This window comes from Micromonospora sp. NPDC006431 (genome assembly GCF_042870725.1).
Lineage (GTDB): Bacteria > Actinomycetota > Actinomycetes > Mycobacteriales > Micromonosporaceae > Micromonospora.
The window spans coordinates 183,485-209,568 of sequence record NZ_JBIAHQ010000001.1; the positions used below are offsets into that span (position 1 = coordinate 183,485).

Consider the following 26,084-nt stretch of genomic DNA (forward strand, 5'->3'; position numbering starts at 1 on the left):
CAGGCCGTGAGGGTTTTGGAGAGGGCAGCGGGGCGGCCGGCTTTCCTAGGGCATGGGCCGCCCCGCGCCACATCAGGGATCAGGCCGCCGCCTTCACGGGCGGCACCGACAGGGACTCGCGCGCCTCAGCCAGCACGCCGGCCAGCCGGTCGATCTCCACCCGAGGCAGGAACAGGGTCACGTCACCGCCGGTCCCGCCGACGGTCACCGTCACCCGGTCATCCGCCGGGTACGAGCAGAACGACAGGTCCGTGTGTGACCGGACGTGCACGTTCACCGTGACGTTCAGGCCGGGCATCAGGCAGCCTTCCCGCGCGACTCGGCCAGCGACTTCGGCGCGACCAGCCCGGTCGCCCGGTACGAGAACGCCAGCCGGCCGTTGCTGCCCACGTACGGCGTCACCGTCAGGTTCTCGAACTCCACCTGCTGGAACGGACCCACCGGCGGAACCGGCTGGTGGTCCGCCAGGATCTTGATGGCCACCTCACGCGACCGGGAGCCCAGCTCCGGGTCCATGTCCATCACCCGGCACTGCCACACCCGCTGACCCGTCAGCTTGTCCTTGGCCGGCGTCCGCTGCTTCGTCCGCTCGTCGAAGTCCTGCGCCTCCGCGATCGAATCCGGCACGAACACCGCACCGTGCGGGAAGACCGCCTCAAACGGGACAGAGAACCGAGTACCACCACGAAGAGCCACGGTTTCCTCCTTCAGCGCTAGGCGCTTCCTGCCCTGCCGGACCCTTTCCGGCTGAGCTAGTGCACCAGGCTTGACCTGCCTGGCTAGCCAAGTGGCTTGCCATTGAGGCTATGCGGACCTGGCTAGCCAGGTCAAGAGTTGGAGTCTGAGTTTCCTAGCTTGGCTAGCCAGGGAGTAGCCTTGACGGGTGACCGAAAACCTGGACTACCTGGGGGAACTCGACCCCGATGACCCGAAGCAGGCGTCACAGCAGATCGCAAACAAGCTCCGGGCCGCGATCCTCACGCGCCGACTGGCGCCCGGCGACAAGCTGCCGTCGCAACCCGAACTCGCTTCCCGCTACGGAGTAGCACGGGAGACCATCAAGCGAGCGCTGGAAGCCCTCCGCTCAGAGCGCCTCATCGTCACCAGGCAAGGCAGCGGTGCCTTCGTCCGCGCCCAGACGCAACGGGCAGTGGAGCTACGACCCCATATCGAAGCAGCGTTCGAGCGACCCCACGTCACCATCGACTTCGCCGGATTCTCCGGCGAGACGCTGCGGGACGCCCTCGCGGAGGTGCTGGACAAGGTCCGCGTGGGTCGCCTCGCCCCAGAGACGATCGCGGTACGTGTGCTCGTCTCCGACATGTCGGTTCCCATGGCGCTGCCCGCCAGAGCCGAGACGCAATCCGACGACCCAGCCGTGCGGGAGCGAGCCGACCGCATCACCCGCAGGGCCGTCGACGGAATCATCGACCAGGTCACGGAGCTAGGCGACCTGGGCTTGATCCGCTCAGCCACGGTCGAGGTACGAATGCACCGCGGCTCCCCACAGTTCAAGCTCTACGTGCTTAACGGCGAAGAGGTGTTCTTCGGCTTCTACCCCGCCGTCGAACGGACCGTAACCATCAAGGGCGAGCCCACCGCCATCTACGACCTCATGGGCAAGGACGTCCCGCTCTTCCACTATGCCGTCACCGATGACGACACCTCCCACGGCACTCAGTTCGTGGAAGGCTCCCGCCAGTGGTTCGACTCCCTGTGGTCGACCATCGCCTACCGGTACGAAGGATGACCGCCCACCTGGAGCAGTTGTGCCGCGATGTCCGCGCACTTCTGCTCGACTTCGACGGGCCGGTATGCAGCATCTTCGCCAACTGCCCAGCCCCACAGGTTGCGAGGGAACTCCTGGACTTGCTGGTGAGCCAGGGCTTGGCGCTCACGGATGAGCTAGCCGAAGAATCGGACCCGCTGGAGGTGCTGAGGCAGACGGGCAACTGGGCGGATCAGGAGTTGACTCGACTTGTCGAAGGCGCGCTGATCGCAGCGGAGGTGAAGGCGGCATCGAGTGCGGAACCGACTGCCTACGGCCGGGAGGTCATCGTGGCTGCGCGCCAGCTACACGTGCCAATCGCGGTGGTCAGCAACAACTCGCCGCAGGCGGTGGACACCTATTTGAGAGCGCATCGACTGAGCCAACATGTTGCCAAGACTGTTGGCCGGGCGTACGCCGATCCCGCGCGCATGAAGCCGAACCCTGCGCCCATCTTCGACGCGTCGGTATCCCTTGGAGTCGTCCCGGCGCTGTGTGTGTTAGTTGGCGACTCACTCTCGGACATCGAGGGAGCCAAAGCCGCAGGCGCCCGCGTGATTGGGTACGCGAACAAGCCAGGGAAGGCAGCAGCGTTCCAGGCGGCGGGCGCGGACGCGGTGGTGACGTCGATGCGGCAGATTGCCCAGGCGCTCATGCAGGTTGAGGGTCTTTGATCTTTCCCGGTCGCTTCGTATGGTCAGCAGATGACCATGGGGGAGGAACTACCGGGATGGCGTCCGCACCGAGTCCGAGTAGCGACTAGGCCGGCGCGGCGATGGCACTGGGTGCTTCTGGCGCTCGTGGGGATTGCCTGCGCCGGCCTTGTTGCTGTGCCCGGGTCGTGGGCTGTGCGGAAGCAGTTGGAAGCCGAGCGCGGCGAGGCGACCCCGGAGGCGGCAGCCACGGTTTGGCTCCTGAAGCTCAGCGCCGGTGACGAGCTGGGGGTGTCGCGGGTTCTGGCTGAGCCCCGCCATGACGAGCTGCGCGAGCAGTGGCGTGACTACCGCGCCGAGATGAACAGCTCAGCCCGCCCACCGTCGAAGCTGGAGAGCGTGGGGCCGAGTGTCATCGAGCACCAGGGCGACGACCGGGCGACGGTGGCGGAGCAGGTGCGCGCGGTGTGGTGGGATGGCCCGCACATTCTCGCGGGCTCGGATTATCAGTGGCGATGGACGCTGCGCAAGGACGACGGTGGTTGGCGCGTGTGGTCCGTCGAGCTGCCTCCGTGGTGCGGGACGCATGTGCGGGCCGATGTCTGCCGGTGATGAGGACCAGGGCGTGAGGGGCAATCCGCGGTGACTCAAGCGGGCGGTTTCGTCGCGGCGTCGCCGTCCATCTCGCGCCACTGCCCGCCATCGGCTTGCACGAGGCGCTTCACCATCTGCCGGGCTTCGTCCTCGGTGTCGAACTCCCACTGGAGCACCTTGCCTGACTCGGAGTCGCCTGCCCTGGCGACGACGTGCCACCGAACCTCGCAGGCAAGCCACACGTCACGCCGGGTCAGCCGTCCCCAGCTGTTATTCCACCAGCGCGCTACCAGCTCCTTGCCCACGCGATGATCGTACAAGCGTTCTAACCGCTGATGGTGGTTGGCGCGAAAAGGAGGTGGGGGAGCCGGAGCGGGCAGGCCGGAAGGGAACCGCGGGGCCGATGAAGGAGATGGGTGGCAGGCGACCACGAGCGGAGCGGACGAGGCAGGCGTCGTCACGCGAGGATGAGCCACAGCGATCCCCGAGGCGACGCCGGACGGCGAAGGCCGGGGTGGGGTTGTGTTCTTGCGGCTTGGTCGACTCGGAGCGCTTCCTGTGATCTGTTGCCGAATTGGCCTGTACTAGATCAAGGCGCTCCGCGCGGCGCGGGCCGGGGCGCGGCAAACGGCTCCTGCGGAGCCGCCGCCCCGGCCGCCTGCGGCGCCGGGGCGGAAAGTCAACCGGCCCGAACCCCACGCCCCGCCCCGCGCGTCACCCCTGGTTCAGTAGGTGACCCGGTGACGAGTCCCGGAGATGACCAGGGCCAGGCGGACATGCTCTCACCCGTTCTCGACGGTCCAGCAGCACCACGAGAGCCGGAGGCCACCACGGGCGGACGAAGTTGCCGAGCGGTCCGTGCAGGGCCGCTGGAGTCCCAGGGAGGGGAAGGGGTGGAGGTGGTGGGAGGGTGAGAGGTGGGGAAGGGCGGGGTTAGGGCTGTGCCTCCGGCGGGGGCCAGACGACTCCAGGATGGAGTTGCCGAACGGTTGCGGTGGGTGGGTGGTTGGGGAGCTGCCATCCCGTCTACCACCGACCCAGGCAAGCCGAGCAGACCAGGGGCCAGGGTGACAAGGTCGTACGTCCGGTAGGGCGCTCCACCTTGTCACCCTGGCCCCTGGCCCGCTCCACGTTGTGTGGGTCGGCGGCAGACGGGATGGCAGCCGGGTCCTTGCGAGCTTCCTGGGCTTGTTCGATCAGGTGAGGACGCCTGCAACTGCTACGAGGAACCCGCCAGTCAAACCCAGCACCAAGGAATCTTGGACCCGCCTATGCTTGGTCCAGGCGATTTTGCTCATGACGACGAGCTGTCGCGCGAGTACGGGCATTGGGTCACGTTGGCGCAGTTCATCTGCCAGAGCGTCTGGCTGCCAGTGTTGAAGATGCCCGAAGTAGATGAAGTTGTAGGGCCACTCCGCTGCAATCTTGCTGCCTCGTGTGCGAGGTGAGACCACCAGCACAGAGAGCACGACAGATAGAGCCAGCAGACCTACGCCTAGCCAGAAGATCAGGACCGTCCAAAATCCTGCCAAGTGGGAAAACCGCGAGTCGGAGCCAGAGAGTGCCACCACACCTGCAAGCACCGCCGACTCGATGCTCAGGGCAAAGGCGGCTTTCGTATCCACCTTGCCGGTCCAGTCCGCCAACGCAGCGTGGATTTTCCAGGCCGTCTCTACTGGGTCCGCTGGTGGCGTCACGGCTTCCACTGCCAACCCGACCGATAGACAGAAACGGCACGTTCGCCGATCCACGTCGTTTCCGGGCCGTCCCACATCAGGCGTTTGTCGTCACCGCCAAGCTTCGCCCAGTCAAGGAGCATGTCGAAGACGTCGCTGGTGATGTACGTCCTGTACGTGCCTTGACGTAGGTCGCTCAACTTCGCTGCCACGTTGGGTGACCTGCCGACGGAGACCAAATCGCTATTTCCTCGTACGCCTCCGCGAACGACGAGGGCAGTCCCGGATGCAACGCCCACACCTTGGTGCAACACGAACCCCTGCTTCTTGATTGACGGAAGGCTTGCCTCGATGGCAGGGCGGACGATCTCCTTGACAACGTAGTTGATCTGCAGCCCACACTTCGCGGCCGTGGAGTTCTTCGTGTCTCCTAGGAAGACAGCCATTACTCGATCGCCGTCAAAGCTGCGGATCTCACCCCCGCGCGCCCTGATGACACGGCATGTGGCATCTAAATAACTACGGATCACCTTAGCGGCGGTTGTTGGGGAGAAGTCCCGTGCAAGGATTGTGGAGTTCGCCATATCGGCGTACAAGTAAACAGCATCGAGTTCGACGGCACCGTTGCTCAGAGCTACGTCCTCGGTCTTCGGTACGACATTGCCCTTACGGGTATTCCAGTCCGAGGTCACGACGCCGCGCACCGCGGTGGTGATTTCATCTAGCAGTCCCATAGTTCCCCCTGTGGATGTACATGGACATAAAGAGACTGTCGGCCAGGACCGACAGCTCCCCATGGGCAACCATCCGAGACCCAGTCGCATTCCACCTTGGACCGGAACTGTCGGGACTCCGACAAAACCCGAGGTCGAAAAGGATCAACTAGTACGACTTCGTCCAGAGGCAGAAGGGGGGCGTTGGCTACGGGCTCCCTTCGTTGCGAGGAGCAGCGCGCGCCATCGGGGACCAACCCGCCGGCGTCATCAGCCTGCACGGATCAGCCGGACCCATCTGGCGTACACACAGGACGGCGCACGGCCGCTAGGGTGAGCGGGGTGAAGCGGACACCCAAGGTTCCCAGCCAGCGTGGATCCATATACCCCATCGTCGAGGCGTACGGATTCCCGTACGACAGCCCATCCCCCTTGGCCCATCAGACCTGGGCGGAGAAACTTTGCCCGTTCATGGGTAACGATTGCGAAAAGAAGCGCCAGTACGGCTACGGATATTGCTCTGTAACCTACTCAGCCGAGTGGGATAAAGGGAAGCAGCACCCTTATGCTGTGTGCGACCACAGACTGGATGGCGAGCCCATCAATTGGACAGTTCGCGATCATTTTGGAGACGCTCCGGCCAAGTTGGTTCCAGAGGTCACAGCAGTGCTGCAGCCTAAGCTCAACGTTGACTTCGTCGCCTACCGGGACGACCCCGCATCGCCCGACGGAACCGACCTAATTGCTATCGAGGCCCAGGCGATCGACCTACGCGGCGGCGGGGTGGGGCCGGCATGGAGAGCATGGGAAGACGGCAACCTTCCAGAGTGGCGCGACTACTTCACCCGAGAAGCCGAGGCCAAGAAACGGAAAAAAGACGCCATCGACTATGGCGTAAACATGGGGAACGTTTACAAGCGACTCGGCACTCAAGTCGCTGTGAAGGGCGAATTTCTCAAACAGGTACGCGTTCCGCTCTATGTAGTTACACAGCATCGAATTCTCCAGCAGCTTCGGTCGCGCGTCGAATTCGACGTCATTCCCGTAGGCGACCCGTGGGATATTACATTCGTTAGCTTCGACTACAACGGGTCGCTTGACTCGAATGGCCAACTATCGTTCGTGTTCCATGAGGCAGTCCGCACAACGCTACCCATGTACCTGAAGGCGCTAACGTCAAGCCGAGCCGCAATCACCTACTTGCGATCCGACTTCATCAAGAAGGTTCACAAGAAGGACGGGCGCCCAACCGAAGTCACAGACCTGCAGCAGAGCCCTCTGTTTTAAGTAGATGACGGGCGCAACGCCGCGATGGCGCGACGCCCGTCACTGCTAAATGTCAAAGGATCCTTGAAGACCGGCGATGTTGTCGCGTGCAGCGGCGGCGAAGGCTGGCGACATTTCGAAGCCGAGCGCCTGACGTCCAGATTCCAGAGCAACGGCAAGGGACCGACCAGTGCCGCAGAACGGGTCTAGCACTAGCCCGTCTTCCGGGCACGAGCTGATGATGCGCGGTTTGATTAGTTGCGTGGGGAAGGTGGCCGAGTGCCCGTCGGATCCGGCTCGCACGTTCACCGACACCACGTCGCGCGCGCCCTCCTCAACGGCTGTCATGTCGTAGTAGTACTTCGCCCTTCCTTCCTTCGGGCGCTTCACGAAGTGGAAGAAGTGCTCGTGCGCTAGCCGCAGCCTGTCCTTCTCTGGACGCGGAGGAACGTTCCGCTTCTCCCAGATGAGGTCGTTACGCAGGATCCAACGCTGTGACTGCATGGCGATGGCAAAGCGGGCCGGAATGAGCAACAGTTGCTTTTCCTGCCTGAACCCACCCATAGGGGTCTTCCGACGGATCCGCGGGTTGTCGCCGAGGCCCTGGCGGCCATCCATCCGGATACTCGACCAACGGGCGAAATATGTGTCCCCGATGTTGACCCAGATGCTTCCCTCGGCCTTCAACGCCGCTGCACCTCGCTGGAAGATCTCAACGAGGTGGTCGACGAACCACTCCGGGAGCGGCTCTAGCCCGAGGCAACCTCCGTTGTGCCTGTACCAGTCATACGGCGGAGTCGTCTCCTTGCTACCGCCCTGAGCCACCCACTCGGCCAAGATGTCCTCGTTGTGGTCCTGGCCGTACGTACGAAGTCCCCAGTAGGGCGGCGAAGTGATGATCAGATCGACCGAGTCGGGAGCGAGTTTGGCCATCAGGTCGTAGGCGTCGCCCTCGCGAACCTCCGCCACCGGCTCGCCGGCGTGTGACTGATCGTCAGACTGACTGGTCATGGGCAGATCCTAGGGCTTGTCGGGACCTGAGCAGCTGAAGCGGCGCGGCCGCAAGGGGCGTAGGCGGACGGTACAGCGCCGGGGCGGGACGGAAGGGACCGGACAGCGTCCCGGGGCGTTGACCACACGGCTGCCGGAGGCCGACCGGAGGCCATCCCCAAGATCAAGTAGTACAAGGCCAGTACAGATAAACGGCGCAAGGGTTGTAAAACGTCGAGGGGCGGTGACTGCTCCCGACGAGGTCCGGGCGCCGATCGGTCCGCTTCAGGCCGGTATCGGATCTGCCTGCGGGTTAGGGGTTCAAGTCCCCTGGGCTCCACTCTCACCGCCTCTGACCAGGCGTTTTGCCGAGGCAAGATCAAGCGGCACAGATCCGGCCCAAACCAGCATTGATCTTGTCTCGTCTCAGCCTCGCGGCTTCCTCGCAGCGGCTTGCAGGATCGAGCCCACCAGGCCGCGTTGACGCTCCCGCTTCGGCCACCAGTGCACGTACGTCTCCAGCGTGATTCGCAGCGTCTTGTGTCGGAGTAGCCGCTGCACTTCCTGTGGCTCCGCGTGGTTCGTGATCAGCGTGGTGGCGAAGAAGTGCCGCAGAGCGTGAAACGTGCCGTGCTCTTTTGGCCAACCGGCCGCATCCCGCCAGTCGGCCCATTCCCGCGACCAGGTCCGGTCGGTGAACGGATTGCCGCGCGTGGTGGTGAACAGCAACGGCACCGACCGGCGGACCGGGTCGCCCGAGGTGATGTCGACCAGCTCGACCGGCACGGGTGGGAAGTCCCGGACATGCTCGGTGAGGACTTGGCCGACGACGGGGTCCAGGTCGATGGTGCCGGATGATCCCGCCTTGGGTTCGCTGAGGTAGAACCCGCCGTACTGCTTGGGCGCGTACCGGAGTTGCTGGACGACGTGTAGGTCTGCCGCGCCGGTGTCGAGGCAGCGGGTACCGTGCTCCATCCCGAGGGCTTCGCCGAGGCGGCAGCCCTGACCTGCACCCAGCCAGATTGCCGCCCGGTAGCGGGCCGGCACGACGTCGAGCAGCGCCAGGACTTCACCTTCGGTGGGCACCCATTTCGGTGCCCGCGAAAGGCCGCGTAGCACCTGGGCCAGCTTGACCCCGTCGCAGGGGTTGTCCGCGATCAGCTTGTCGGTGACGGCGGCATTCAGCACGGCATCGAGCAGCTCGAAGTACAACTTCAACGAACTGACTACTGACCGTCCACAAGGGCGCGAGCGACCCTGTGGATCAACGCCAGTGAATCACTTCGTGACAGTGCGGAGGAAGACAGTTGCTCAAAGTTATCGATCAGGCGCTCCACGCTTGGCGCGTCCGTCAGGTGATAGTCAGCCGCTGTGGTCTCAATCAATCCGCGAGCGGGGGCCGGCGGACTGAACCTGAAGACCATGAGCGGATGTTGCATGAACGACGATTGCTCCCGGTCGAAAGCCACGATACGGAGATCAACGTTGTCGCGAGCCGCGTACTCGGCAAGGTTGTCCAATTGCCGCGCCATGGCGTCGGGCGGGACCGGCCGCCAGCGAAGAGCAGTCTCCAGCAGCACAACCCGATACATGGGGCCGCTCTTGCCGAGCATCGTGAGCCGCCGAGCTAGCCGGTACTCCACCGCCCGCTCCTCGTTCGAGGCTCCCGCCATGTCGATCACCCGGCGGGCGTACTCCTCGGATTGCATGTAGCCGGGTAGCAGGATCGGGTTGTAGTGAAGGATCTCCGAGGCAGAGGCTTCCAGAGCGATGAAGTCCTGCTGACGCCGAGTCAGTCCGACACCAGTGGAATTGCGCCAGGACCCAGAGGCGGCACGTTCAGCCAAGGCAAGGACGTGATCGCGTGCCGATGCTGAAACGTTTAGCAGGGCTAGAAGTACCTGGATATCGTCGACGGTGGCGCGAGTGCGCGCCTGTTCGATGCGGCTCACCTTGGACTGAGACCAACCGAGCTGGGCAGCGAGATCCTGCCCGGTCAAACCCGCGCTCTCCCGTAGCCGGCGGAGCTCCAGCCCAAGCCGATGCCGAGCCGCTACCTGCTCGGGCTCCGCTGATCCTGGCACCGACACCCCGACCTCTCCGTGTATATGCACGATCCTACCGGTTGACCTGCGACAACGCCAGGACACACGGCCGGTCCAACCGGAGCGGAGCCACCATGGCCGGCCGGCAGCCGGCGATGTCGGGTCTCAGGACCTGCGTGACAGATCAGTCTCGGGACGTGGGTTACACGAGCGGCTAGACGATCTTGTTGCTCTCTAGCTCCGTCAGGGACGAGGACTTACGGCGGTCCTTGGTGAGGATGGGGAGCCGCTGGGCGTTGGCGGCGGTGCCAGCATGGCCATGTCGACGAGGAAGCAGGCGACTGCGCCGCTAGACGTACGACCAACCCAGACGGGATAACCGCCGTCGCCCCAGCCGGTATTGAAGGCGATGAGGTTGGCGCCCGAGGCGGGATCCTGTAGCTCGACCGGGCGGTCCGCCTCGGCCACGTAGTAGGAGCCTGGGTCCTCCTCGGTCCGTTTGGCCATCGCTTCAAGCGCCACCGTGTCGAACAGGGCGATGGTGGCCACGTCGACGCCGACGGTGAACGCCTCGCCCTCGCGAAGGATGGTGGGGTCCTGGCCGGGTCGCAATGCCATCTCCCAGGCCGCTACCGTCTCGTCGCGGATCGCCAGCTTCGCCGCTGCGACGCGCTTGTCCTCCGGCCACTCGACCAAAGCGAGCGTCAACGGATAGGTGCCTGGCGGCACCGTTGCGGTAAAGGGTGCGATGCCCGACCGTTCCCAGCTCATCAGCCAACTGGGGTCAGCTGCTACCAGCTTGCCGCTGGGCAGATGCAGATCGCCCGCGGGCAGCGCCATCGCGGTCGCCCACTCCCCACCGTCGAGCAGGTGCCGTGACCCTGGTCGGAACAGGTGGGCTGTCTGCTCAGGAGGCGGCCACGGGCTGGACTCTTCGGGTGCCAGGGAGCGAGGGGTTTCCGGCCGATCAAAAGGTGAGCGGGTCGAGCACCCACCGAGGAGGATTCCGCCACCGCTGGCCGCTGCCGCAAGCGCGAGCCTCAGCGTTTGCCGTCGACTCCACATCCGTGCCCCCTCCGGTCGATGAAGAGCTCCCTCAGGATGATCTACGACAACCCCCGCCGGAGTGTCACGCAGGTCCTGATACCGATCTGTCACGCAGGTCCCGAGATCGGACAGCCGGCAGCCGGCGAAGTGGTTCAAAGTTTCTGTACGTCTTCAAGGCGGCCCGCAACGGGCCGCACGCGCCGCCGCCTGGGCGCGCGCCGGCCGCTGCCGCTGTCGCTCTGCGGCCGTCACGCCGGACGCCCGGCGGCTGGCGCGGAGAGCGGGGAGCCCGGGGCCGCCGTAGACGGATAGCGGGGAAGAGTGGTGGAGGCTCGTCGCCGGCAGCCGGCCGCGCCGCGCCTGAGCAGCGCGGCGCAGGGAAGGGCGCGCCGGGGGTCCGCGCGGCAAGCCCCAAGCATGGGGGCGGTGGCCGCCGAGGGCATGCCGGTCGTCCAGGAGCCGGCTCCGCGGCCGCTCAGGGTCAGGTCAACCGCTCACCTGGGAGGGGGAGGGTGTCCGCCGGTGGCCAGCTCCGACCCCGGGAGCCGGGTCCGTGCCGGGCGAGGTTGGGTCAACTGCGCCACTGTGGCGGTGTCCGCCGGGGGCGCGGTCCGTGACACGAGAGCCGACTCCGGCAGTTCCGGCAGCGCCCGTACGCGCGTCAAGGTCCGCTTGACGCGGCGGGCCGGGTGCCGATGCACGCGACGACTGCGGAGGCGTCGACCGAGAGAAAGAGAATGAAACTCCGAGGAGGGTCGGCGACCCGCACGACTCCGACTCGTACTGGTTGGTCTCCCGCTGCCGCCAGTGCTTCAAGGCCCGGATGCCAGCCAGCAGTTGGACCGCCGTTCTCCTTGACCAGCTCCTCACGAAACTGATAAATCGCGGCGAAGTGGCTGGCCCGTTCCGACTTGTCAAACACTGTGAACGGCCATCCGGCCTCAAGTGCTGCGAGGCAATCCGGGTAAGGATCTGGTGACTCGCTCAGCAGAGCAATCAGGGCGGCCTGATCCACCTCTCGATCATAGGTAGAGCGCAGACGGCGGTGCGGGTCGAGCCACGGGAGGTTCCTGCGCCGTGCTGGCTTCGCTGTCCACACGCCTTCGGGGCACACAGGGGTCACAAGACACCGTGAAACGTCGTCAAACAACGACCAACGATGGCAGCCCGAGACGCCGTGTGAGCAGGTGTCGCCGGCCGTTCATGCTGGTGGCGGGACAGCGGCTCTATGTTCCGCTTCAACGTCTGACACCGTGCGGTGAACGCTTCGGCCAGATGGCCCGCACGCGGAAGATGTGGCGAGCCGCAGACAGAGCGACCCCCCAGACGAGCATGAGCGCAAAGAACAGGTGAGAGGGTTCCCCGCCGAGATAGATCCAGACGCCGATGACGAGCCAGGCCGACACGGTTGCGCCGACCAAGGCCCACCAGACCACATCCCGTCGCCGCATGGCACCAGTGTAAGTCGATCAATTGGGTGACCAACTGGGTGACGACCGAGTCGGCCGACGCCGGACGCCCACGGACGGTGGTGGACTGTTCTGGCAGCTCACCCCGTCTACTCGCCCAGGTCAGCGGCGGCTGATTGTTCTTTCGGGACGAAGGAGTCAAGCTCCGCCGGCGAGACGGCGGGCGACGGAGCTTGACATCCAGTGAGCATCGGGATGGCGGGCGCTCACCTTGGCCGCTTGTACAGCTGCCGTAGCCTGATCCCAAAGCGTTCGCGGGCTTCCAAGAACAACTTATCGACAGGCTTCCAGATCCTTGCGATATCTCCTGACGTGTTATTGGCGTGTGTCAGCTCGATCATCAAATCTAGGACCTTAGACGCTTTGGCTTTTGCGTCATCGTCAGGCAGAAGGGCAAGATGTCGCCTGGCCTCAAACGTCTGGCGGCCCAAGCGCTGGACATATGGAGCACGCTCAGGCCAAGGCGCGTTGCCATGTGCCGTATCTAGATTTAGCGCCAAGTCTGAGGCTGCATCGTACGCTCCATCTAGCGCAGCCATTACGTCCCGCAATACGCTGGCTTCAAATTCGTCGGCACGGTCCCGCAGGCCAGCCTTGCGACTTCGGCGAGCTTGATATCCGGTTCCCACCTCCGAGAGCAGCCAGCCAATCCCCAGCGGTATCAAGGTTTGGGCCATCGTCGTCCAGTTCACACCACCAGACCATACGCGAGTAACTGCCGAGTAGCTAGGTCTGGGAAGGCAGATTATGAGGAGTGGGGAACCACTTGGCAATTGATGGAGAACCTAACGCCGAACTCTTCGTGCAGTGCGTCTGTCAGGTGTTGCGAGCTTTCGATGGCCATGACGGACAACAGTTTGCTTCTGAAGTTTAAAACGAGGCTGTCGCCCTCGACTGCATTGATTTGACCGTCGCGATACAGGGCGCCTATCCGCAGCGACTTTTGGGAAACCCGGGTGACGATATCCGGCCATGCCCGTCGAACGTCTGCCGCAGTAGGGTAGCCCTGCAGGGGTGCAGCGGAAGGTGCGGGATCTTCTGTGACCTGATCGGCCTTACTGCGGGGGTCAGGTATAACCACAGGCAGCAGCGCGATGGAAATCAGCCGATCGGCGTCGGTGTTGGATGCCAGGACGTAATCTCTCCTCTCCATCGGTCGGTCGTTCGGCCTCGCCTGCCGAAACTGAGGATGTAAGCGGATTGCCTGATCCGCGCCTTCAATCGCAGTGGTTGCTCTAACGTCCTTGACTAGAAGAACAAGGGCCGCTTTGGTGTCGCGCCACGTGAGGTAACTGCAGAGCTGATTGATGGCGCTTGAGAAAGCCTTCGGGCCACCCCAGAACTTGAACTCACCAATGAAGGCGCTTTTGTTTTGGTACTTCAGAAGGACGTCGGTTTTGCCGGCCCCATTGAAGACCTCGCCAGAAGCTGCGCCCTCGTAGTTTGCGTTTAGTACGAAGAGGGCTAAGTCGCGAATTGCCTCCTCGCCAAGGCTCCTAGCTGTGTCTGGAAGGCGCTCCATTGCTCGACCGAAGCTACTAAGTGTTCGGAGCACGTCTTCATAGATGAGCCGTGAGACATGAGGCTCGGTCGAAGGGGAATCAGCTTCCGGCTCTTGCACCCGAATGCTCTTGCGCTGCACTGGTACCTCTACCCTTGCTTGACCGGTCACGGCTGCAAGGGGGATTGTCAGTGCGGCATCGAGGTCGGCCGTGTCGTCGAGTAGGTCTTTGCGGTCGTAAATCTTGGATCGAAGCGCGCTTCGTAGTTGAGCATTGAACTGGGCGGCATCAGTGTTCGCCTTATCGACGCAGCTGTTGACATCTGCGATGAATTCGGCGACCCGCGAATTGATCGTCGAGGGTGTGAGTCGGCCTGGAGATTGAATTGTTAGCTCAACGGCGTGGTCGGCGACCTGCGGCTTTATCTGGGAGTATGTGAGGATCGCGTACTGAACGAGTTGCTTCGATCCGGTGAAGGGAATCCTTACTGTGACCGCCTGGCCTGGCAGCTCCTCTGCACCGTCGCCTATCCGCTTCCCGGTTCTGACCGATGTCACGTAGACCTGTGAGCGAGATAGCTGACTTGGGTCAAGCGCTATAAGTTGGTGGGTGTAGCGCCTGGCGATGCGTTCAACCACCTCGCTCGGCTGTTGCCGGACCGTCGAGTCTTCCTCTCTGTCAGCGGCAATCATCGCGCGCGTCATGAACCCATCGAAGATGGAGAGTTTTAGGGCCTTCGGTACGTAGCGGCTGTCAGACATTTGCCACCCGCCGGCCAGGCGTCGTCATCGGATGGGCGGCGAAGGACCTCGGAAGACCCGCACGTGCCGTCAGCCAGCCGGATAGACCGTTGGCCGAGGGTCGCTCAGTAAGGCCGAGCCCTAGGTTGGAGCGATGTTCGTGACGGTTGGCCGGGTCCAGCCGGGTTGTTAGCCTAGGCACGCGATCTCCTATCAGTGGACGTCGGTAGCGGACCTGGCACGGAGTTCGATGCGGCACCCGTTCCGAGGCGGGTGCCGCTCCGTGCTTTAGAGGGCTTGCGCTGGGCCTGGCAATTCCCGTCCTGCACCTAAGTCGCAGGCTACGGGGACCTGAACTTCAGCGGCGTAAGCCCTCGCGATCGATCACAGCACGTAGGGCCGACACCACACAACCACGCCGGTGGACGAGCCTCGGGACAACCTGTGGACAGCGCTGGACGGGTAAGTGGGTGCACTGTGGATCACTTGTGGACGGCTGGGGAGGATCCTGACCTTAGGGCCGTGTGACCTGGGGTTATGCGTTACACACCCTGTGTACAAAGGGTTTTCACACCTGTGGGCTCATCTCGCCTTGGTGTAAGTCCCAATGGCCAGGGCTTTGAGGGGAGGAATGCTTCGGCCCAACGAACAAGAAGAACCACGAACCAGGTGTGAAGCCGTCGGCACCCACGCCCGACCAAGGCCGGCTGAGCGAACCGCCAAGATCGTCGGGCACAGATCCGGCACAACCGAGGGCGAGAAGGCATGCGAAGAGTCGAGAGACGGCGAGGACCGCACCCGAGGTCACAGGGCCGGTACGTCCGTTTTCGGTCGTCCAGCTTTCGTCGTGCGGCTTAGGGGTTCAAGTCCCCTGGGCTCCACCAATACCGTCTCTGAACTGCGGCGAAACACGTCCCAAGATCGTTGGGACCACATTACCGATGGTCCCTGCGGCCGGCGGCGGACTGCAACACGTCGCCGCGTCGGCGCTCTCGGCGTGGCCAGAAGTGGACGTAAGTCTCCAGGGTGATTTGCAGGGTGCCATGCCGCAGTGCCCGTTGGACTTCCTTCGGGTTCACGTGGTTGGTGATCAGCGTCGTGGCGAAGAAGTGCCGTAGAGCGTGGAAGCCGCCGTGCTCTACGACAGAGCACGGCACATGCCCGCCAGATGATGTGCGGCAAGTTTCAGCCGTCTAGCGGTAGGTCGGCTGCCGACGAAACGTCCTGTCATGGCCGATGAGCGCTCACCTAGCCTTCGTCCAGAACCTGCGGTCCTGTCTGGGGGTCCCACCACCCGCAGGTCCCACTGCGCGACGCACTCCGCCAGCCGGTCCGGCAGCACCGCCCGCCAGGCCCGGCCCGCCGGGATCTGGGCGGTCCACCGAAGGCTCTCAGGGATCTCCATCCGGCCGTCCTCGGGCCTGTTCCATGATCGCGTACAACCGTTTCCGGCGCGGTGCCGTCTGGAACAGCGAACCCCAGGGAGGTGGCCGGATGCCGGACGCATCGGACCAGGAATACGTCGAGTACGTCACGGCGCGCCTGCCGGCGCTGCGGCGGCTCGCGTACGGACTCTGCGGCGACCGCGACCTGGCCGACGACCTGGTGCAGGAGACCGCCACGCGGCTCTACCTGCGCTGGGCGCGGATCGCTGAGGTCGAGCAGCTCGACGCGTACGTCCGTACGGTGCTGGTCCGGCACTTCCTGGACACCCGGCGGCGCGGCTGGTGGCGGGTGCACCTGTTCGGCGGGCCACCCGACGTGCGGTCCACCGAGGACCGGAGCGTCGAGGAGCAGACCGTGCTGCGCGACGCCCTGGCCAAGGTGCCGCCCCGCCAGCGAGCGGTGCTGGTGCTGCGTTTCCTGCACGACCTGCCGGTGGAGGAGGTGGCCCGGACGCTGGGCTGCTCGCCCGGCACGGTGAAGAGCCAGACCTCGCACGGCCTGGCGGCGATGCGACGGCTGCTCGGGGACCGTGAGATGGCCGGCCGGACCGGAAAGGAGCGGTGAGCATGAGGACCGACGACGAACACGTCGCCGACCGGCTGCGGTGGCTGGACGACGAGCCGGCGGGCCCGCCCCGGATCGACCTGCCGGGGGCGATCCAGGAGGCCCGCCGGCGGCGGCGCAACCGCCGGGTGGCGGCGGCCGGGGCGGCCGCGCTGGGTGTGCTGGCGATGGCCGCGCTGCCGGCGGCGCTGGGCGGGGACGGGCGGGCGGCGCCTGCGCCGGCCGCGAGCCCCAGCCCGTCGATGCCGTTGCCGGAACCGCGGCCGACCGGCCCGTGGCAGGGGGTGTGTACGGCCACGCTGCTGCCCGTGCCGGGCGATCCACTGGCCGCAGTCACCGGCGGTGACCCGGACGGCCGGTGGCTGGTGGGCCGTCGGGCCCCGCAGGGGCAGGGTCGCATGGATATCGGCCTGCTGATCTGGGAGGGGGACCGGGTCCGGGAGGTCGAGCTGCCGGGCTCGATGCAGGAGTTGACGGATGTGAACCGGGCAGGCCTGGCTGTGGGTTCGTCGTTAGGGGCCGGCAACGAGTTGCGGGCGTGGGCGGTGCGCGACGGCGAGGTCATCCGCCTGCCCGGGGGAACGTCCGAGGGCGCGACGGCCGTCAACGACGCTGGCCGGATCGTCGGCTACCGCAGCCTGGGGCACGCCTGGGAGCCGGGGTCCAAGCAACTGCCGGTGGTCTGGGACTCATACCGGAGCCGGCCGGTCGACCTGCCACTGCCCGGCCCGCAGTGGGAGGGCGCGGCCATCGGCATCGACGAAGACGGCACCGTCCTGGCCGCGATGTCCGACGGGCACCCGGACAAGCCCACGCGCGCGGTTGTGTGGCGTCCGGGCGCCGCCCGGCCGGAGGTGCTGCCGTTGCCGCGGGTGCCCGGCGGGAAGGCCGACCGGTTCCTGCCCCTGTCGTTGGCCGGTGGCTGGGTGACCGGCACCGCCGAACGCGACACCAAGGTGGTTCCCCGGAACGGCATAACCAGGTACCCGGTGCGGATCGACCTGCGGACCGGGCAGGTGGACGTACTGAAGGGCGCCCTCTGGTCCGGGACCGGCAATGGTCGGGGCTGGATGGCCGGTTGGGTCTCCGATGACGTCCCCGGCGTGATCACCGACACGAGGTCGGTGAAACTGCCCGTGCCGGACGGCTGGCGCGGCGCGCGGCAGGGCGGGGTGACCAGTTTCAGCGACGACGGCCGGGTGCTCGGCGGGAAGCTCGAGTCCGACGACCAGGTCCGGCCGGTGCGCTGGACCTGCCGGTGACCGGTCCGGGGGCGGTCCCGCACCGCCCCCGGGGCGCTCCCGACGATGCGGCGCGGTCGGTCCCGCTTCGGCCACCAGTGGACGTTTGTCTCCGGCGATTGATCCGGCAGGCACCCCAACAGCAAGATCCCCGCCGACGTTTCCTCAGGTGGGGACCTCTGTAGCCCGGCGAAAGGCTATGTGGTCAGGGGCGAGGTCGAACCGCCGACCTTCCGATGTTCAGTCAGACGTCCCGTGTGGCTCGACGAAAGAGGCGACCAGCCAAGGCCAACTCGTTCGACCACAACGCCCCTCTCGCTGCGGTCAGGTCAAGCCCCTGGATCGCCCTGGGCCGCCTACCAGCAGGGGTCGGGCGGGGCGCAGGTGTGAGTCGACCAGTTCCCCACGGTCAGAGCCACGAAGAGGAAAGCCAGAACCAGGACCGCAAATGCGGCTGCGCCAGCCACGCACCCGGCAATCGCCAGACCGCGACCACGTTGCCCAGTCGTCTTGATCTGCTTCAGTCCCACGACGCCTACGGCAATCGCGCATCCGGCGAGCACCAGCACAGGGATTGAAACTTCGAGCTGCAGGAATTTCAGCCCAGTCAGGCCCGTGCTGGCGTACAGCAGCGGAACCAGGCCCATGCAGCCGGCCATGATCGCCAGAGGGTTGTACCTTCGCTGATTCTCAGAGAGCTGACCGGTCATGGGCAGGTCCTACCTTCTCTTCGCCGCTCGGATGCTCCGGCTGCGGCGCCACGATGCCCGCCCGCCTGAGGATCATGACTGGAGACACCAGGATGGATCAGAAGGCGGCTGTACAGCCATCCGTAGACCGGCTGACCTAGCCAGAGTCCTGGACCGGCGATCAGCAGGCCGGCCAGCGCATCCTGGACGGCCCGCTGACGCCCTGAGGGGATCCGGTCAGCGGGCGGCGTCGGCGAGGACCTCGGCCAGCGCGTGCGACGCCTGACGGACGATCCCCGGGTTGGTGTCCCAGTAGTACGGCAGCGCGTTCACCGCCTGGAGCAGGGCCCAGCCGCGGCCGCGCAGCCACGAGGCGTCGTCCACGTCCAGTTCGGCGCGGAACCGTTCCCGGCTGCGACCGGCGAAGACGTTCCAGGCCGGTTGCAGGTCGCAGGCCGGGTCGCCGACGTTGAGCCCGCCGAAGTCGATGACGGCGGAGAAGCGGCCGGCCACGACCAGCAGGTTGCCGGGCAGCAGGTCCCCGTGCACCCACACGCCCGGCCCGTCCCACGCCGGGGCGTCCAGCGACTCCTGCCAGGCGCGCAGCGTCGCGGCGCCGTCGACGCGGTCGCCGAGCTGCGCCACCGACCGGCGTACGCCGTCGTCGAACTCGGCCAGGTCGCTGCCCCGGCCGCCGGGCTTCCGGGGGTACGCGCCGGTGGTGTCGATTCCCCGCAGCGCGGTGATGAACGCGGCGAGGTCGACCGCCGCCTGGTCCAGGTCGGCGAGGGTGCCGTTGGCGTTCTCGCCGGGCAGCCACTCGTACACCGACCAGTCGAACGGGTAGCCCTCGGCGGGGCGTCCCCGCACGAGTGGCACCGGCAGGGCGAGCGGGAGGTGCGGGGCCAGCCGGGGCAGCCACTCGGCCTCCCGCACCGCCTGCTCGGTAGCCCAGCCGATCCGGGGCAGCCGGACCACCAGATCCGCGCCGAGCCGGTAGATGTCGTGGTCCGTCCCGTACGAGGGGACCAGCCGGATCGCCAGGTCGGCCCAGTGCGGGAACTGCCCGGCGACCAGTCGACGGACGAGGGCGACGTCGGTCTCCACCTCGTCGGCGTGCATCTTCACCCGGGTCATGGCGAACATCCTGGGTGGTTCCGCCGAGCCGGACAACCCGGTTTCGGGGCCGACGGCAACAGCTCGGTCGACCCGGCGCGACCCGCCTCCGGCGGCAGGCTAGCGTCGGGGCGTGAGCACCGGATCCCCGCGCGTTCTGCCGGCCGACAGCGGCATCGCCGAGGCCGCCTCCGTCCTGCGTGCCGGTGGGCTGGTCGCCTTTCCCACCGAGACGGTCTACGGGCTGGGCGCGAACGCCCTCGACGCCCGGGCGGCCGCCCGCATCTTCGAGGCGAAGGCCCGGCCCAGCTTCGACCCGCTGATCAGCCACCTGGCCGACGCCGCCGACCTGGCGGGCCTGGTCGGTGCGGTGCCACCGGCGGTCGCCGCGCTGGTCGAGCGCTTCTGGCCCGGCCCGCTCACCCTGATCGTGGACCGGCCGGCGGCGATCCCGTCGATCGTCACCTCAGGCCTGGACACCATGGCGGTCCGGGTGCCGGACGAGCCGTCCGCCCGCGCGCTGATCGCTGCCGCCGGGGTGCCGGTGGCCGCGCCCAGCGCCAACCGGTTCGGGCAGCTCAGCCCGACCCGGGCCGAGCACGTGGTGGCCGGGCTGGGCGACGCGGTGGACGTGGTGCTGGACGGTGGGCCCACCCGGTGCGGGATCGAGTCGACGATCGTGGACGCCCGCGGCGAGCGCCCGGTGGTGCTCCGGCTGGGTGCGCTGCCGGTCGAGGCGCTGGTCGAGGCGGTCGGGCCGGTCGAGATACGGCTGGGCAGTTCAGGGCAGCCGGTGGCACCCGGGACGCTGGCCGCGCACTACGCCCCGCGTACCCCGTTGCGGTTGGGGCCGGCGGAGTCGGCGCCGGGGGACGGCGGCCGGCGGGGTTTCCTGGCCTTCCGTGAACGCCCGACGGCCGCCGGGTGGGCGGCGGTGGAGGTGCTGTCGCCCGAGGGTGAGCTGACGGCGGCAGCCGCGCGGCTCTTCGACGCCCTGCACCGGCTCGACGCGGCCGGGGTGACCGAGATCGTCGCCGAGCCGGTCCCCGAGGTCGGCGTGGGGCGGGCGATCAACGATCGGTTGCGGCGCGCCGCCGCCACCTGGCACTGACCGTCACAGGTCCAGCTCGCCGACCACCTGGTCGCCGCTCGTCTCACCGGTCAACCGGAAGCCGAGCTGCCGGTAGAAGCGCTCCGGACCGTGGTCGCCCGGCACCCAGGTGACGGTCAGCCTGGTGCAGCCGCGCTGGCGGAGTTCCTCCGCCAGCGCCTGGACGGCGAACCGCCCGTACCCCTTGCCCTGCGCATCGGCGGCGATGTTGAGCCGCCAGAGCCCCGAGCGGAGGTCGGTCGGATCGTCGTCGGGGCGCCACGACACGTCGAGGAAGCCCATCACGAAGCCCACCGGACGGTCGCCGTCGACGATCAGCCGTGGCCAGGCGACCGCCGGCTGGGTGTACGCCTCGGCGAGCGATCGGGCGACCGGCGCGACCAGGCCCTCCTGGTCGGGTCGGATCGCGATGGCGCAGGCGGCCAGGACGTTGTCCGGCGTGATCTTCTCGAGGCGGGGCGAGGACATGCCGGCACTCTAGTGACGGTCGGCGACGACAACCGCCTCAAGGGCATGCCGGTCACTGCCGGAGCGCCCGGTGGGCGACCTCATCGAGGCCATCTCTGAGCGTGGCTGAGCCCCGGATCGCCGCCCCGGCCGGCCTTACTTGGCTGGCTGGGTGGCGACCACGTGTCAAGGGGTCAGCGGGACCGTCTCGCCGCGGTGGATGGTGCGTACCCCACGGATGAGGCCGCGCCGGCGCGCCTCCTCGACGAGTGCGCTTCCCCTACCCGGCACGGCCGGACCCATGTGGACCGGCGGCCGGCGTACGGAGGCCGTGCTGCGGGAGGCGGTCGACCAGCCAGGTGAGCGCGCCGTTGGCGAAGGTCGCGCCGAGCGCGGAGCCGGCGGCGATCGTCCAGCTCACCGGGCCGAGCGGGGTGCAGCCGAAGAACTGGCTGACCCCGGGCGTCTGCACCACCGCGACCAGGACGCCGATGGACGCGGCGGTGGACGCCAGCACGGTGGGGCTGGTGCCGCCGGCCAGCACGGTCTGGCCGAGCTGCGTGCCCACGAGCGAGGCCAGCGCGACCGTGCCGGCCGTGCGTTGGGTGCCGGTCCACCGGGCCAGGCTCCAGCCGGCGGTCGCGCCCAGCGTGGTGGCGCTCGCCCGCAGCCCGATCTCCCGGGTCATCGTCGCGCCGAGCGAGGTGTCCGGTCCTTCCCGCAGCAGGTGGTCGGCACCGTGGGCGGCCGGCGGGCGGACCGCGATGGCCAGCGCGGGCGCCAGGTCGGTGAGCAGGTTGACGAGCAGCAGTTGTCGTCCGGTCAGCGCGGACCGGCCGGTGGCGGCGGCGGTCAGCACGCTGAACGCGATTTCGCCGAGGTTGCCGCCGACCAGGATGCTCAGCGCGTGGCGGACCGACGACCACATCGCCCGCCCCTCCACCAGGGTGGAGATGATCGTTTCCAGCCGGTCGTCGGTGACTATCAGGTCGGCGGCGGCGCGAGCCGCCGGGGTGCCGCGCTGGCCCAGCGCGATGCCCACGTCGGCCAGCCGGATCGCCGGAGCGTCGTTGGCGCCGTCCCCGGTCATCGCCACGGTCCGGCCCCGGTGCTGAAGCGCCTGGATGATCCGGACCTTGTGCGCCGGGGTGCAGCGGGCCACCACGTCGGTCGCCATGAGCCGCTCGGCCAGCGCCTCGTCGTCGAGCCGGTCCAGGTCGATCGCCGTGACCACCCGCTGACCGCCGTCGCCGGGGCTGATGGTCGCGGCGATCGCCTCGGCGGTCGCCGGGTGGTCGCCGGTGATCATGATGGTGTGCACGCCGGCCTGGCGGATCCGCCGGACCGCGGGCTTCGCGCTCACCCGCACGCCGTCGGCGAGCGCCAGAAAGCCGACGAAGACCAACCCCTCGACCTGCTCGTCGGTCACCGACTCGCTGCCCACCGGGCACTCGGCGACGGCGAGGATGCGGTTTCCGGCCGCGGCCCGCTCGGCGAGCATCGCGTGCAGCGCGTTCCGGCCCGCCTCGTCCAGCGGCTGGTCACCCCCGGCGGTCCGCCGCGCCGCGCAGCGCGGCACCACTGACTCGGGTGCCCCCTTGACGCTGAGCAGCAGGCCGTCCGGGGTCCGGCCGGTGGTGGCGTGGTAGCCGCGGGACGGCTCGAACGGCAACCCGCCCACGGCCGTCCAGTCCGCCGCGCCGGTCTGCTCGACCACGTCGGCGGTGTCCGCGCCCCGGCGTACCGCCCGGTCGGTCTGCTGGGGCAGTTCGTCCGGGTCGGCCGCCGCCGGAGTGGCCCGCAGCGCCGCAGCCAGGGTCAGTCGCAGCGGCTCGTCCAGCCGGTCCGGTGGCGCGTACCGGTCGCCGGCACCGTCACCCACCCCGGCGAGCAGCAGCTTCCCCTCGGTGAGGGTGCCGGTCTTGTCGAAGCAGAGCACGTCCACCCGGCCCAGCGCCTCGATGGTCCGCGGGTTGCGGACCAGCGCGCCGTGCTCGGCCAGCCGCCGGGCTGCTGCCAGCTGCGCGGCGCTGACCAGGAATGGCAGTCCCTCCGGCACCGAGGCGACGGCCAGGTTCGCGGCGGTCGCCGCCGTCTCCGCCAGGGGTACGCCTCGGAGCAGTCCCGCCCCGGCCACCGCGATCGCTGAGCCGGCCGCCAGCGGTACGGCGGCACTGGTCAGCTTCCCGAGCCGCGCCTCCACCCCGCTGGGCGGCGGGGCCTCCCGGGCCAGGGCGAGACTGCGCCCGGCCTCGGTCTCCTCGCCGGTCGCCACCACCACGGCGGTGCCCCGGCCGGCCGCGACGGTGGTGCCTTCGTACAGCATGGAGCGCCGCTCGGCGACGGCCGCCGCCACCACCGGTTCGGCGGTCTTGCTCACCGGCAGCGACTCGCCGGTCAGCGACGACTCGTCGGCTTCCAGCCCGTCCGAGCTGAGCACCCGGCAGTCCGCCGGGACCGCGTCGCCGGGACCGATCGCGACCACGTCTCCCGCCACCAGCTCCTCCGCCGGCACCACCTGCTCGACGCCGTCGCGGAGCACCCGCGCGGTCACCGCGGTGCGGGACAGCAGCTCGGCCAGGGACCGCTCGGTGTTGTGCTGGTGCACCGCGCCGATCAGCGCCGAGCCGCCGACCACCCCGCCGACCAGGGCCGCGTCGATCAGCGAGCCGAACGTGGCGGAGAGCACCGCCCCGGCGGCGAGCACCGGGGTGAGCGGGTTCGTCAGCTCGTCCACGAACGCCTTGAGCAGCCCGGCCGGGCCCGCGTGGTCCCCGGCGACGGCCCGCCGCCGGCGGCCCGCCTCCGCACTGGCCAACCCGGCCGGGCGGGTGGCCAGATGGTCGAGGACGGTCTCCACCGGCATCAGGTGCCAGGCGGTCAGCGCGGGCACCGGCGTGCGGGTCCGGTCCGGCAGCCGGCGGGCCCGCCACACGCCGTGCCCGAAGGCGAGCGCGCCGGCGGCGTTCACCGCGGCGAGGGTCCGGCCGGGCAGCAGCATCGGGTCGGCGGTGAGCGCACCCAGCGCCCCGAGCCCGCTGCCGGCCATCGAGATCCGGATGTTCTGCCCGGTCATCCGGCGGGCCACCCCGGCCGCGTCGATCAACAGTGCGGGGATCCGCAGGTCGTCGCCGACCAGCAGGTGGGCACCCCAGGGCGGGAGAGCCTCCGGGGCGGAGACGCCGAGGGAGCAGTCGGCGGCACTGAGCGCGGCGCGGTCACCGGAGACGAGCATGACCACCGCACCGTCTCGTTGGAGGGCGCGTACCGAGTCGACAAGCTGGTCGCCGCCGGGCACCACGGCGTCGGCGAAGCCGTACCGCTCGTCGTCGTCCGCGGCCACCACGAGGCGCAGGCCCGCCTGGCGGGCGGCGGTGGGCAGGGCGTCGACCCCGGGCGCGGGTTCCGGATCCACTCGGAGCACGGCGGCGAGCGTGTCGCCGTCCGCGAGGCCGAGCAGCAGCCCGCCGTGCTCGGTGAGCCGGCGCCGGTCCGGGGTGTCCCCGGGGTCGCGGGCGTCGATCCGGTCCAGCGGCCCGAGCCGCCAGCCGTCGGCCTCCTGTACGGCGTCCGGGGCCTCCGGGTCGAAGAGGGCGAACGCCCGGGCGGCCACCTGCCCGGTGTCGGCCCCCGCCAGCGGCGCCAGGTCGGCCAGCACGCCCCGGTCCGAGCCGAGGATCGCGCTGTCCAAGACCACCGTGTCGATGCCGTCCAGCTTGCGTAGCACGCTGCGGTCCATGGCGATCACGCCGCGCCGGGCCAGCATCCGGCCGAGCTGGGCCGCGTACCCCTCGCGTCCGTTGCCCGGCGCCTTGGGCAGCGCGGACAGGGCCAGCGAGGCGGCCCGCTTCGGGCCCACCACGGGCACCGCCGCCGCGCCGGCCGCCGCACCCGCGGCGAGCACCCGCTTCACGTACCGTTCGGCCGGGCCGTCGGGGACCGGACGGGGGCGCTCGCCCTCGGGCACCCGGGCCACCGCCCGCTCCGGGTCGCCGGTCAGCCTCGGTTCGGCCTTGGTCCAGGCGGAGAGCTGGGCCCGCGCCTCGCCCCACTGCACCACCCGCTGCGCGCCGTCCAGCACTATCCCGGCCCAGCCGCCGGTGAGGCCCTGCGCCACCGCCTCGGCGAGCGGGAACAGCACGTCGGCACGGGGGTCGGCGCGCAGCCCCCGGTCGGCCAGGGCGTGCAGTTTCGGGTGCAGGTCGATCGCGGCGAGGAAGCCGGCCACCTCGCCGGGGACCGGGGCGAACGGCAGGATCCGGGTGGCCGCGGAGATGGTCAGGCCGAGCGCGTCCGAGACCAGCCCGCCCAAGGTCCGGGGCGTACGTGGGCCCTCCTCGGCCGGGTGCGGCGGGGGGATCTCCGGGTCCGGTTCGTACGGGCAGACCCGCTCGGTACGCGCCACCGTGGCGATCAGGTCGCGCAGCCTCGGCTTCGGCTCCTCGACCGCCACCACCACCCGGCCGGAGGGCGCGTTGACCCGGGCCCAGGCCACCCCGGGCATCCGCTCCAGCGCCTGCTCGACCTGCCGGGCCAGCTTGTTCGCGCCGTCCTGGCACACGCCGTGCACCTCGATGTGGTGCCGGCCGTCCCGGGTCCAGATTCGGCGCTTGCTCAGTCCGGCCAGCTGGGCCAGCCGGGCGGCTCCCTGGCCCACCTTGCCCGCCGCCTCGGCGACGCCGCGCGGCACGGCGGCTCCGCCGGCCCGGGCCGCTCCCGGCACCGCTTGCGGCAGGGCCGACCCGACCGTCCGGGCTGCGTCCGGCACGGCACCGACGACGGTACGGGCGACCCGCGCGACGGCGTCCGGCGCGAGCAGGAGGCCGGCGTACCGGCCCAGCGAGGTCATCGAGGCGTACGGCCGAGCCGCCGGCCGCGCTCCCCGGTGCTCCCGCCGCCGCGCCAGCCGTACGCCATCTCGCCTCCCGTACCCCTCGTCCCCGGCGGCCCCGACTTCCCGGCGTCGCGTCCGTTATGCCCCTTGGGCGAGGGAAGTTTCCCGGCTGC

24 protein-coding genes and 1 pseudogene are annotated in these 26,084 nt (G+C 68.3%); 7 read left to right on the plus strand and 18 right to left on the minus strand.

Features of this window, described 5'->3' with window-relative positions:
* Positions 1 to 79 precede the first annotated feature (79 nt).
* On the minus strand, positions 80 to 298 hold the full coding sequence (locus tag ACFYM6_RS00885; protein ID WP_387270995.1) for a hypothetical protein: 219 nt from the start codon (positions 296 to 298) through the stop codon (positions 80 to 82).
* Positions 298 to 696 (minus strand): transcriptional regulator, encoded by a 399-nt coding sequence (locus ACFYM6_RS00890; RefSeq protein ID WP_387270997.1) that lies wholly within the window; start codon positions 694 to 696, stop codon positions 298 to 300. The genes ACFYM6_RS00885 and ACFYM6_RS00890 overlap by 1 nt, the downstream gene beginning before the upstream one ends.
* Positions 697 to 883: 187 nt before the next feature.
* Between ACFYM6_RS00890 and ACFYM6_RS00895 the strand changes: the two genes are divergently transcribed.
* The 3 genes from ACFYM6_RS00895 (at position 884) to ACFYM6_RS00905 (ending at position 3,033) form a co-directional block, all read left to right on the plus strand.
* Positions 884 to 1,750 (plus strand): GntR family transcriptional regulator, encoded by an 867-nt coding sequence (locus ACFYM6_RS00895; RefSeq protein ID WP_387270999.1) that lies wholly within the window; start codon positions 884 to 886, stop codon positions 1,748 to 1,750.
* Entirely contained in the window at positions 1,747 to 2,442 is a 696-nt protein-coding gene (locus tag ACFYM6_RS00900; protein ID WP_387271001.1) for an HAD family hydrolase, read from the plus strand. The genes ACFYM6_RS00895 and ACFYM6_RS00900 overlap by 4 nt, the downstream gene beginning before the upstream one ends.
* A 111-nt stretch (positions 2,443 to 2,553) precedes the next feature.
* A complete protein-coding gene (locus ACFYM6_RS00905) occupies positions 2,554 to 3,033 on the plus strand; it encodes a hypothetical protein (protein ID WP_387271003.1) in 480 nt (159 codons plus the stop codon).
* A 35-nt stretch (positions 3,034 to 3,068) separates the two neighbouring features.
* On the opposite strand, the gene ACFYM6_RS00910 is transcribed toward ACFYM6_RS00905, so the two are convergent.
* From ACFYM6_RS00910 to ACFYM6_RS00920, 3 genes are all read right to left on the minus strand, one after another.
* On the minus strand, positions 3,069 to 3,320 hold the full coding sequence (locus tag ACFYM6_RS00910; RefSeq protein ID WP_387271005.1) for a hypothetical protein: 252 nt from the start codon (positions 3,318 to 3,320) through the stop codon (positions 3,069 to 3,071).
* Positions 3,321 to 4,211: 891 nt separating this feature from the next.
* Positions 4,212 to 4,661, minus strand: coding sequence for a Pycsar system effector family protein (locus tag ACFYM6_RS00915; protein WP_387271007.1), 450 nt, complete (start codon positions 4,659 to 4,661; stop codon positions 4,212 to 4,214).
* 47 nt (positions 4,662 to 4,708) lie between these two features.
* Entirely contained in the window at positions 4,709 to 5,425 is a 717-nt protein-coding gene (locus ACFYM6_RS00920; protein WP_387271009.1) for an adenylate/guanylate cyclase domain-containing protein, read from the minus strand.
* A gap of 321 nt (positions 5,426 to 5,746) precedes the next feature.
* Here ACFYM6_RS00920 and ACFYM6_RS00925 point away from each other — a divergent pair, with 321 nt between their 5' ends.
* A complete protein-coding gene (locus ACFYM6_RS00925; protein WP_387271011.1) occupies positions 5,747 to 6,691 on the plus strand; it encodes a hypothetical protein in 945 nt (314 codons plus the stop codon).
* A gap of 45 nt (positions 6,692 to 6,736) precedes the next feature.
* Here the strand turns inward: ACFYM6_RS00925 and ACFYM6_RS00930 are convergent, their stop codons facing one another.
* From ACFYM6_RS00930 to ACFYM6_RS00970, 9 genes and pseudogenes are all read right to left on the minus strand, one after another.
* On the minus strand, positions 6,737 to 7,681 hold the full coding sequence (locus tag ACFYM6_RS00930; protein WP_387271012.1) for a DNA-methyltransferase: 945 nt from the start codon (positions 7,679 to 7,681) through the stop codon (positions 6,737 to 6,739).
* Positions 7,682 to 8,086: 405 nt separating this feature from the next.
* Positions 8,087 to 8,878 (minus strand): tyrosine-type recombinase/integrase, encoded by a 792-nt coding sequence (locus tag ACFYM6_RS00935; protein WP_387271014.1) that lies wholly within the window; start codon positions 8,876 to 8,878, stop codon positions 8,087 to 8,089.
* Between the two features lie 8 nt (positions 8,879 to 8,886).
* Entirely contained in the window at positions 8,887 to 9,810 is a 924-nt protein-coding gene (locus tag ACFYM6_RS00940) for a helix-turn-helix domain-containing protein (protein WP_387271016.1), read from the minus strand.
* Positions 9,811 to 9,948: 138 nt separating this feature from the next.
* Complete coding sequence (locus ACFYM6_RS00945; RefSeq protein ID WP_387271018.1) at positions 9,949 to 10,545, minus strand: DUF4241 domain-containing protein; 597 nt, start codon at positions 10,543 to 10,545, stop codon at positions 9,949 to 9,951.
* Positions 10,546 to 11,413: 868 nt separating this feature from the next.
* Positions 11,414 to 11,767 carry a hypothetical protein gene (locus ACFYM6_RS00950; protein ID WP_387271020.1) on the minus strand — a complete coding sequence of 118 codons (354 nt, stop codon included), beginning with the start codon at positions 11,765 to 11,767 and terminating at the stop codon, positions 11,414 to 11,416.
* Between the two features lie 223 nt (positions 11,768 to 11,990).
* Positions 11,991 to 12,203, minus strand: coding sequence for a hypothetical protein (locus tag ACFYM6_RS00955; RefSeq protein ID WP_387271022.1), 213 nt, complete (start codon positions 12,201 to 12,203; stop codon positions 11,991 to 11,993).
* Positions 12,204 to 12,427: 224 nt separating this feature from the next.
* The gene (locus ACFYM6_RS00960) at positions 12,428 to 12,913 is read right to left on the minus strand and encodes a hypothetical protein (protein ID WP_387271024.1); all 486 of its coding nucleotides are present in this window, start codon (positions 12,911 to 12,913) and stop codon (positions 12,428 to 12,430) included.
* A gap of 53 nt (positions 12,914 to 12,966) precedes the next feature.
* On the minus strand, positions 12,967 to 14,484 hold the full coding sequence (locus ACFYM6_RS00965; protein WP_387271026.1) for a hypothetical protein: 1,518 nt from the start codon (positions 14,482 to 14,484) through the stop codon (positions 12,967 to 12,969).
* 914 nt (positions 14,485 to 15,398) lie between these two features.
* Positions 15,399 to 15,602, minus strand: a pseudogene (locus ACFYM6_RS00970) (tyrosine-type recombinase/integrase); the annotation flags it as partial.
* Between the two features lie 355 nt (positions 15,603 to 15,957).
* Between ACFYM6_RS00970 and ACFYM6_RS00975 the strand changes: the two are divergent.
* Entirely contained in the window at positions 15,958 to 16,473 is a 516-nt protein-coding gene (locus ACFYM6_RS00975; RefSeq protein WP_387271028.1) for a SigE family RNA polymerase sigma factor, read from the plus strand.
* Positions 16,474 to 16,475: 2 nt separating this feature from the next.
* Positions 16,476 to 17,735: a hypothetical protein gene (locus tag ACFYM6_RS00980; protein ID WP_387271030.1), complete on the plus strand. Its 1,260-nt coding sequence runs from the start codon at positions 16,476 to 16,478 to the stop codon at positions 17,733 to 17,735.
* 335 nt (positions 17,736 to 18,070) lie between these two features.
* Here the strand turns inward: ACFYM6_RS00980 and ACFYM6_RS00985 are convergent, their stop codons facing one another.
* Together ACFYM6_RS00985 and ACFYM6_RS00990 are read right to left on the minus strand one after the other, a co-directional pair.
* Entirely contained in the window at positions 18,071 to 18,424 is a 354-nt protein-coding gene (locus tag ACFYM6_RS00985) for a DUF4190 domain-containing protein (protein ID WP_387271032.1), read from the minus strand.
* A 216-nt stretch (positions 18,425 to 18,640) separates the two neighbouring features.
* Entirely contained in the window at positions 18,641 to 19,540 is a 900-nt protein-coding gene (locus tag ACFYM6_RS00990) for an aminoglycoside phosphotransferase family protein (protein WP_387271034.1), read from the minus strand.
* Between the two features lie 136 nt (positions 19,541 to 19,676).
* Here ACFYM6_RS00990 and ACFYM6_RS00995 point away from each other — a divergent pair, with 136 nt between their 5' ends.
* Positions 19,677 to 20,630 carry an L-threonylcarbamoyladenylate synthase gene (locus tag ACFYM6_RS00995; protein ID WP_387271827.1) on the plus strand — a complete coding sequence of 318 codons (954 nt, stop codon included), beginning with the start codon at positions 19,677 to 19,679 and terminating at the stop codon, positions 20,628 to 20,630.
* Between the two features lie 3 nt (positions 20,631 to 20,633).
* Here the strand turns inward: ACFYM6_RS00995 and ACFYM6_RS01000 are convergent, their stop codons facing one another.
* Both ACFYM6_RS01000 and ACFYM6_RS01005 read right to left on the minus strand, forming a co-directional pair.
* The gene (locus tag ACFYM6_RS01000) at positions 20,634 to 21,098 is read right to left on the minus strand and encodes a GNAT family N-acetyltransferase (RefSeq protein ID WP_387271036.1); all 465 of its coding nucleotides are present in this window, start codon (positions 21,096 to 21,098) and stop codon (positions 20,634 to 20,636) included.
* A 259-nt stretch (positions 21,099 to 21,357) separates the two neighbouring features.
* Positions 21,358 to 25,926: an HAD-IC family P-type ATPase gene (locus ACFYM6_RS01005; RefSeq protein WP_387271038.1), complete on the minus strand. Its 4,569-nt coding sequence runs from the start codon at positions 25,924 to 25,926 to the stop codon at positions 21,358 to 21,360.
* Positions 25,927 to 26,084: the final 158 nt, after the last annotated feature.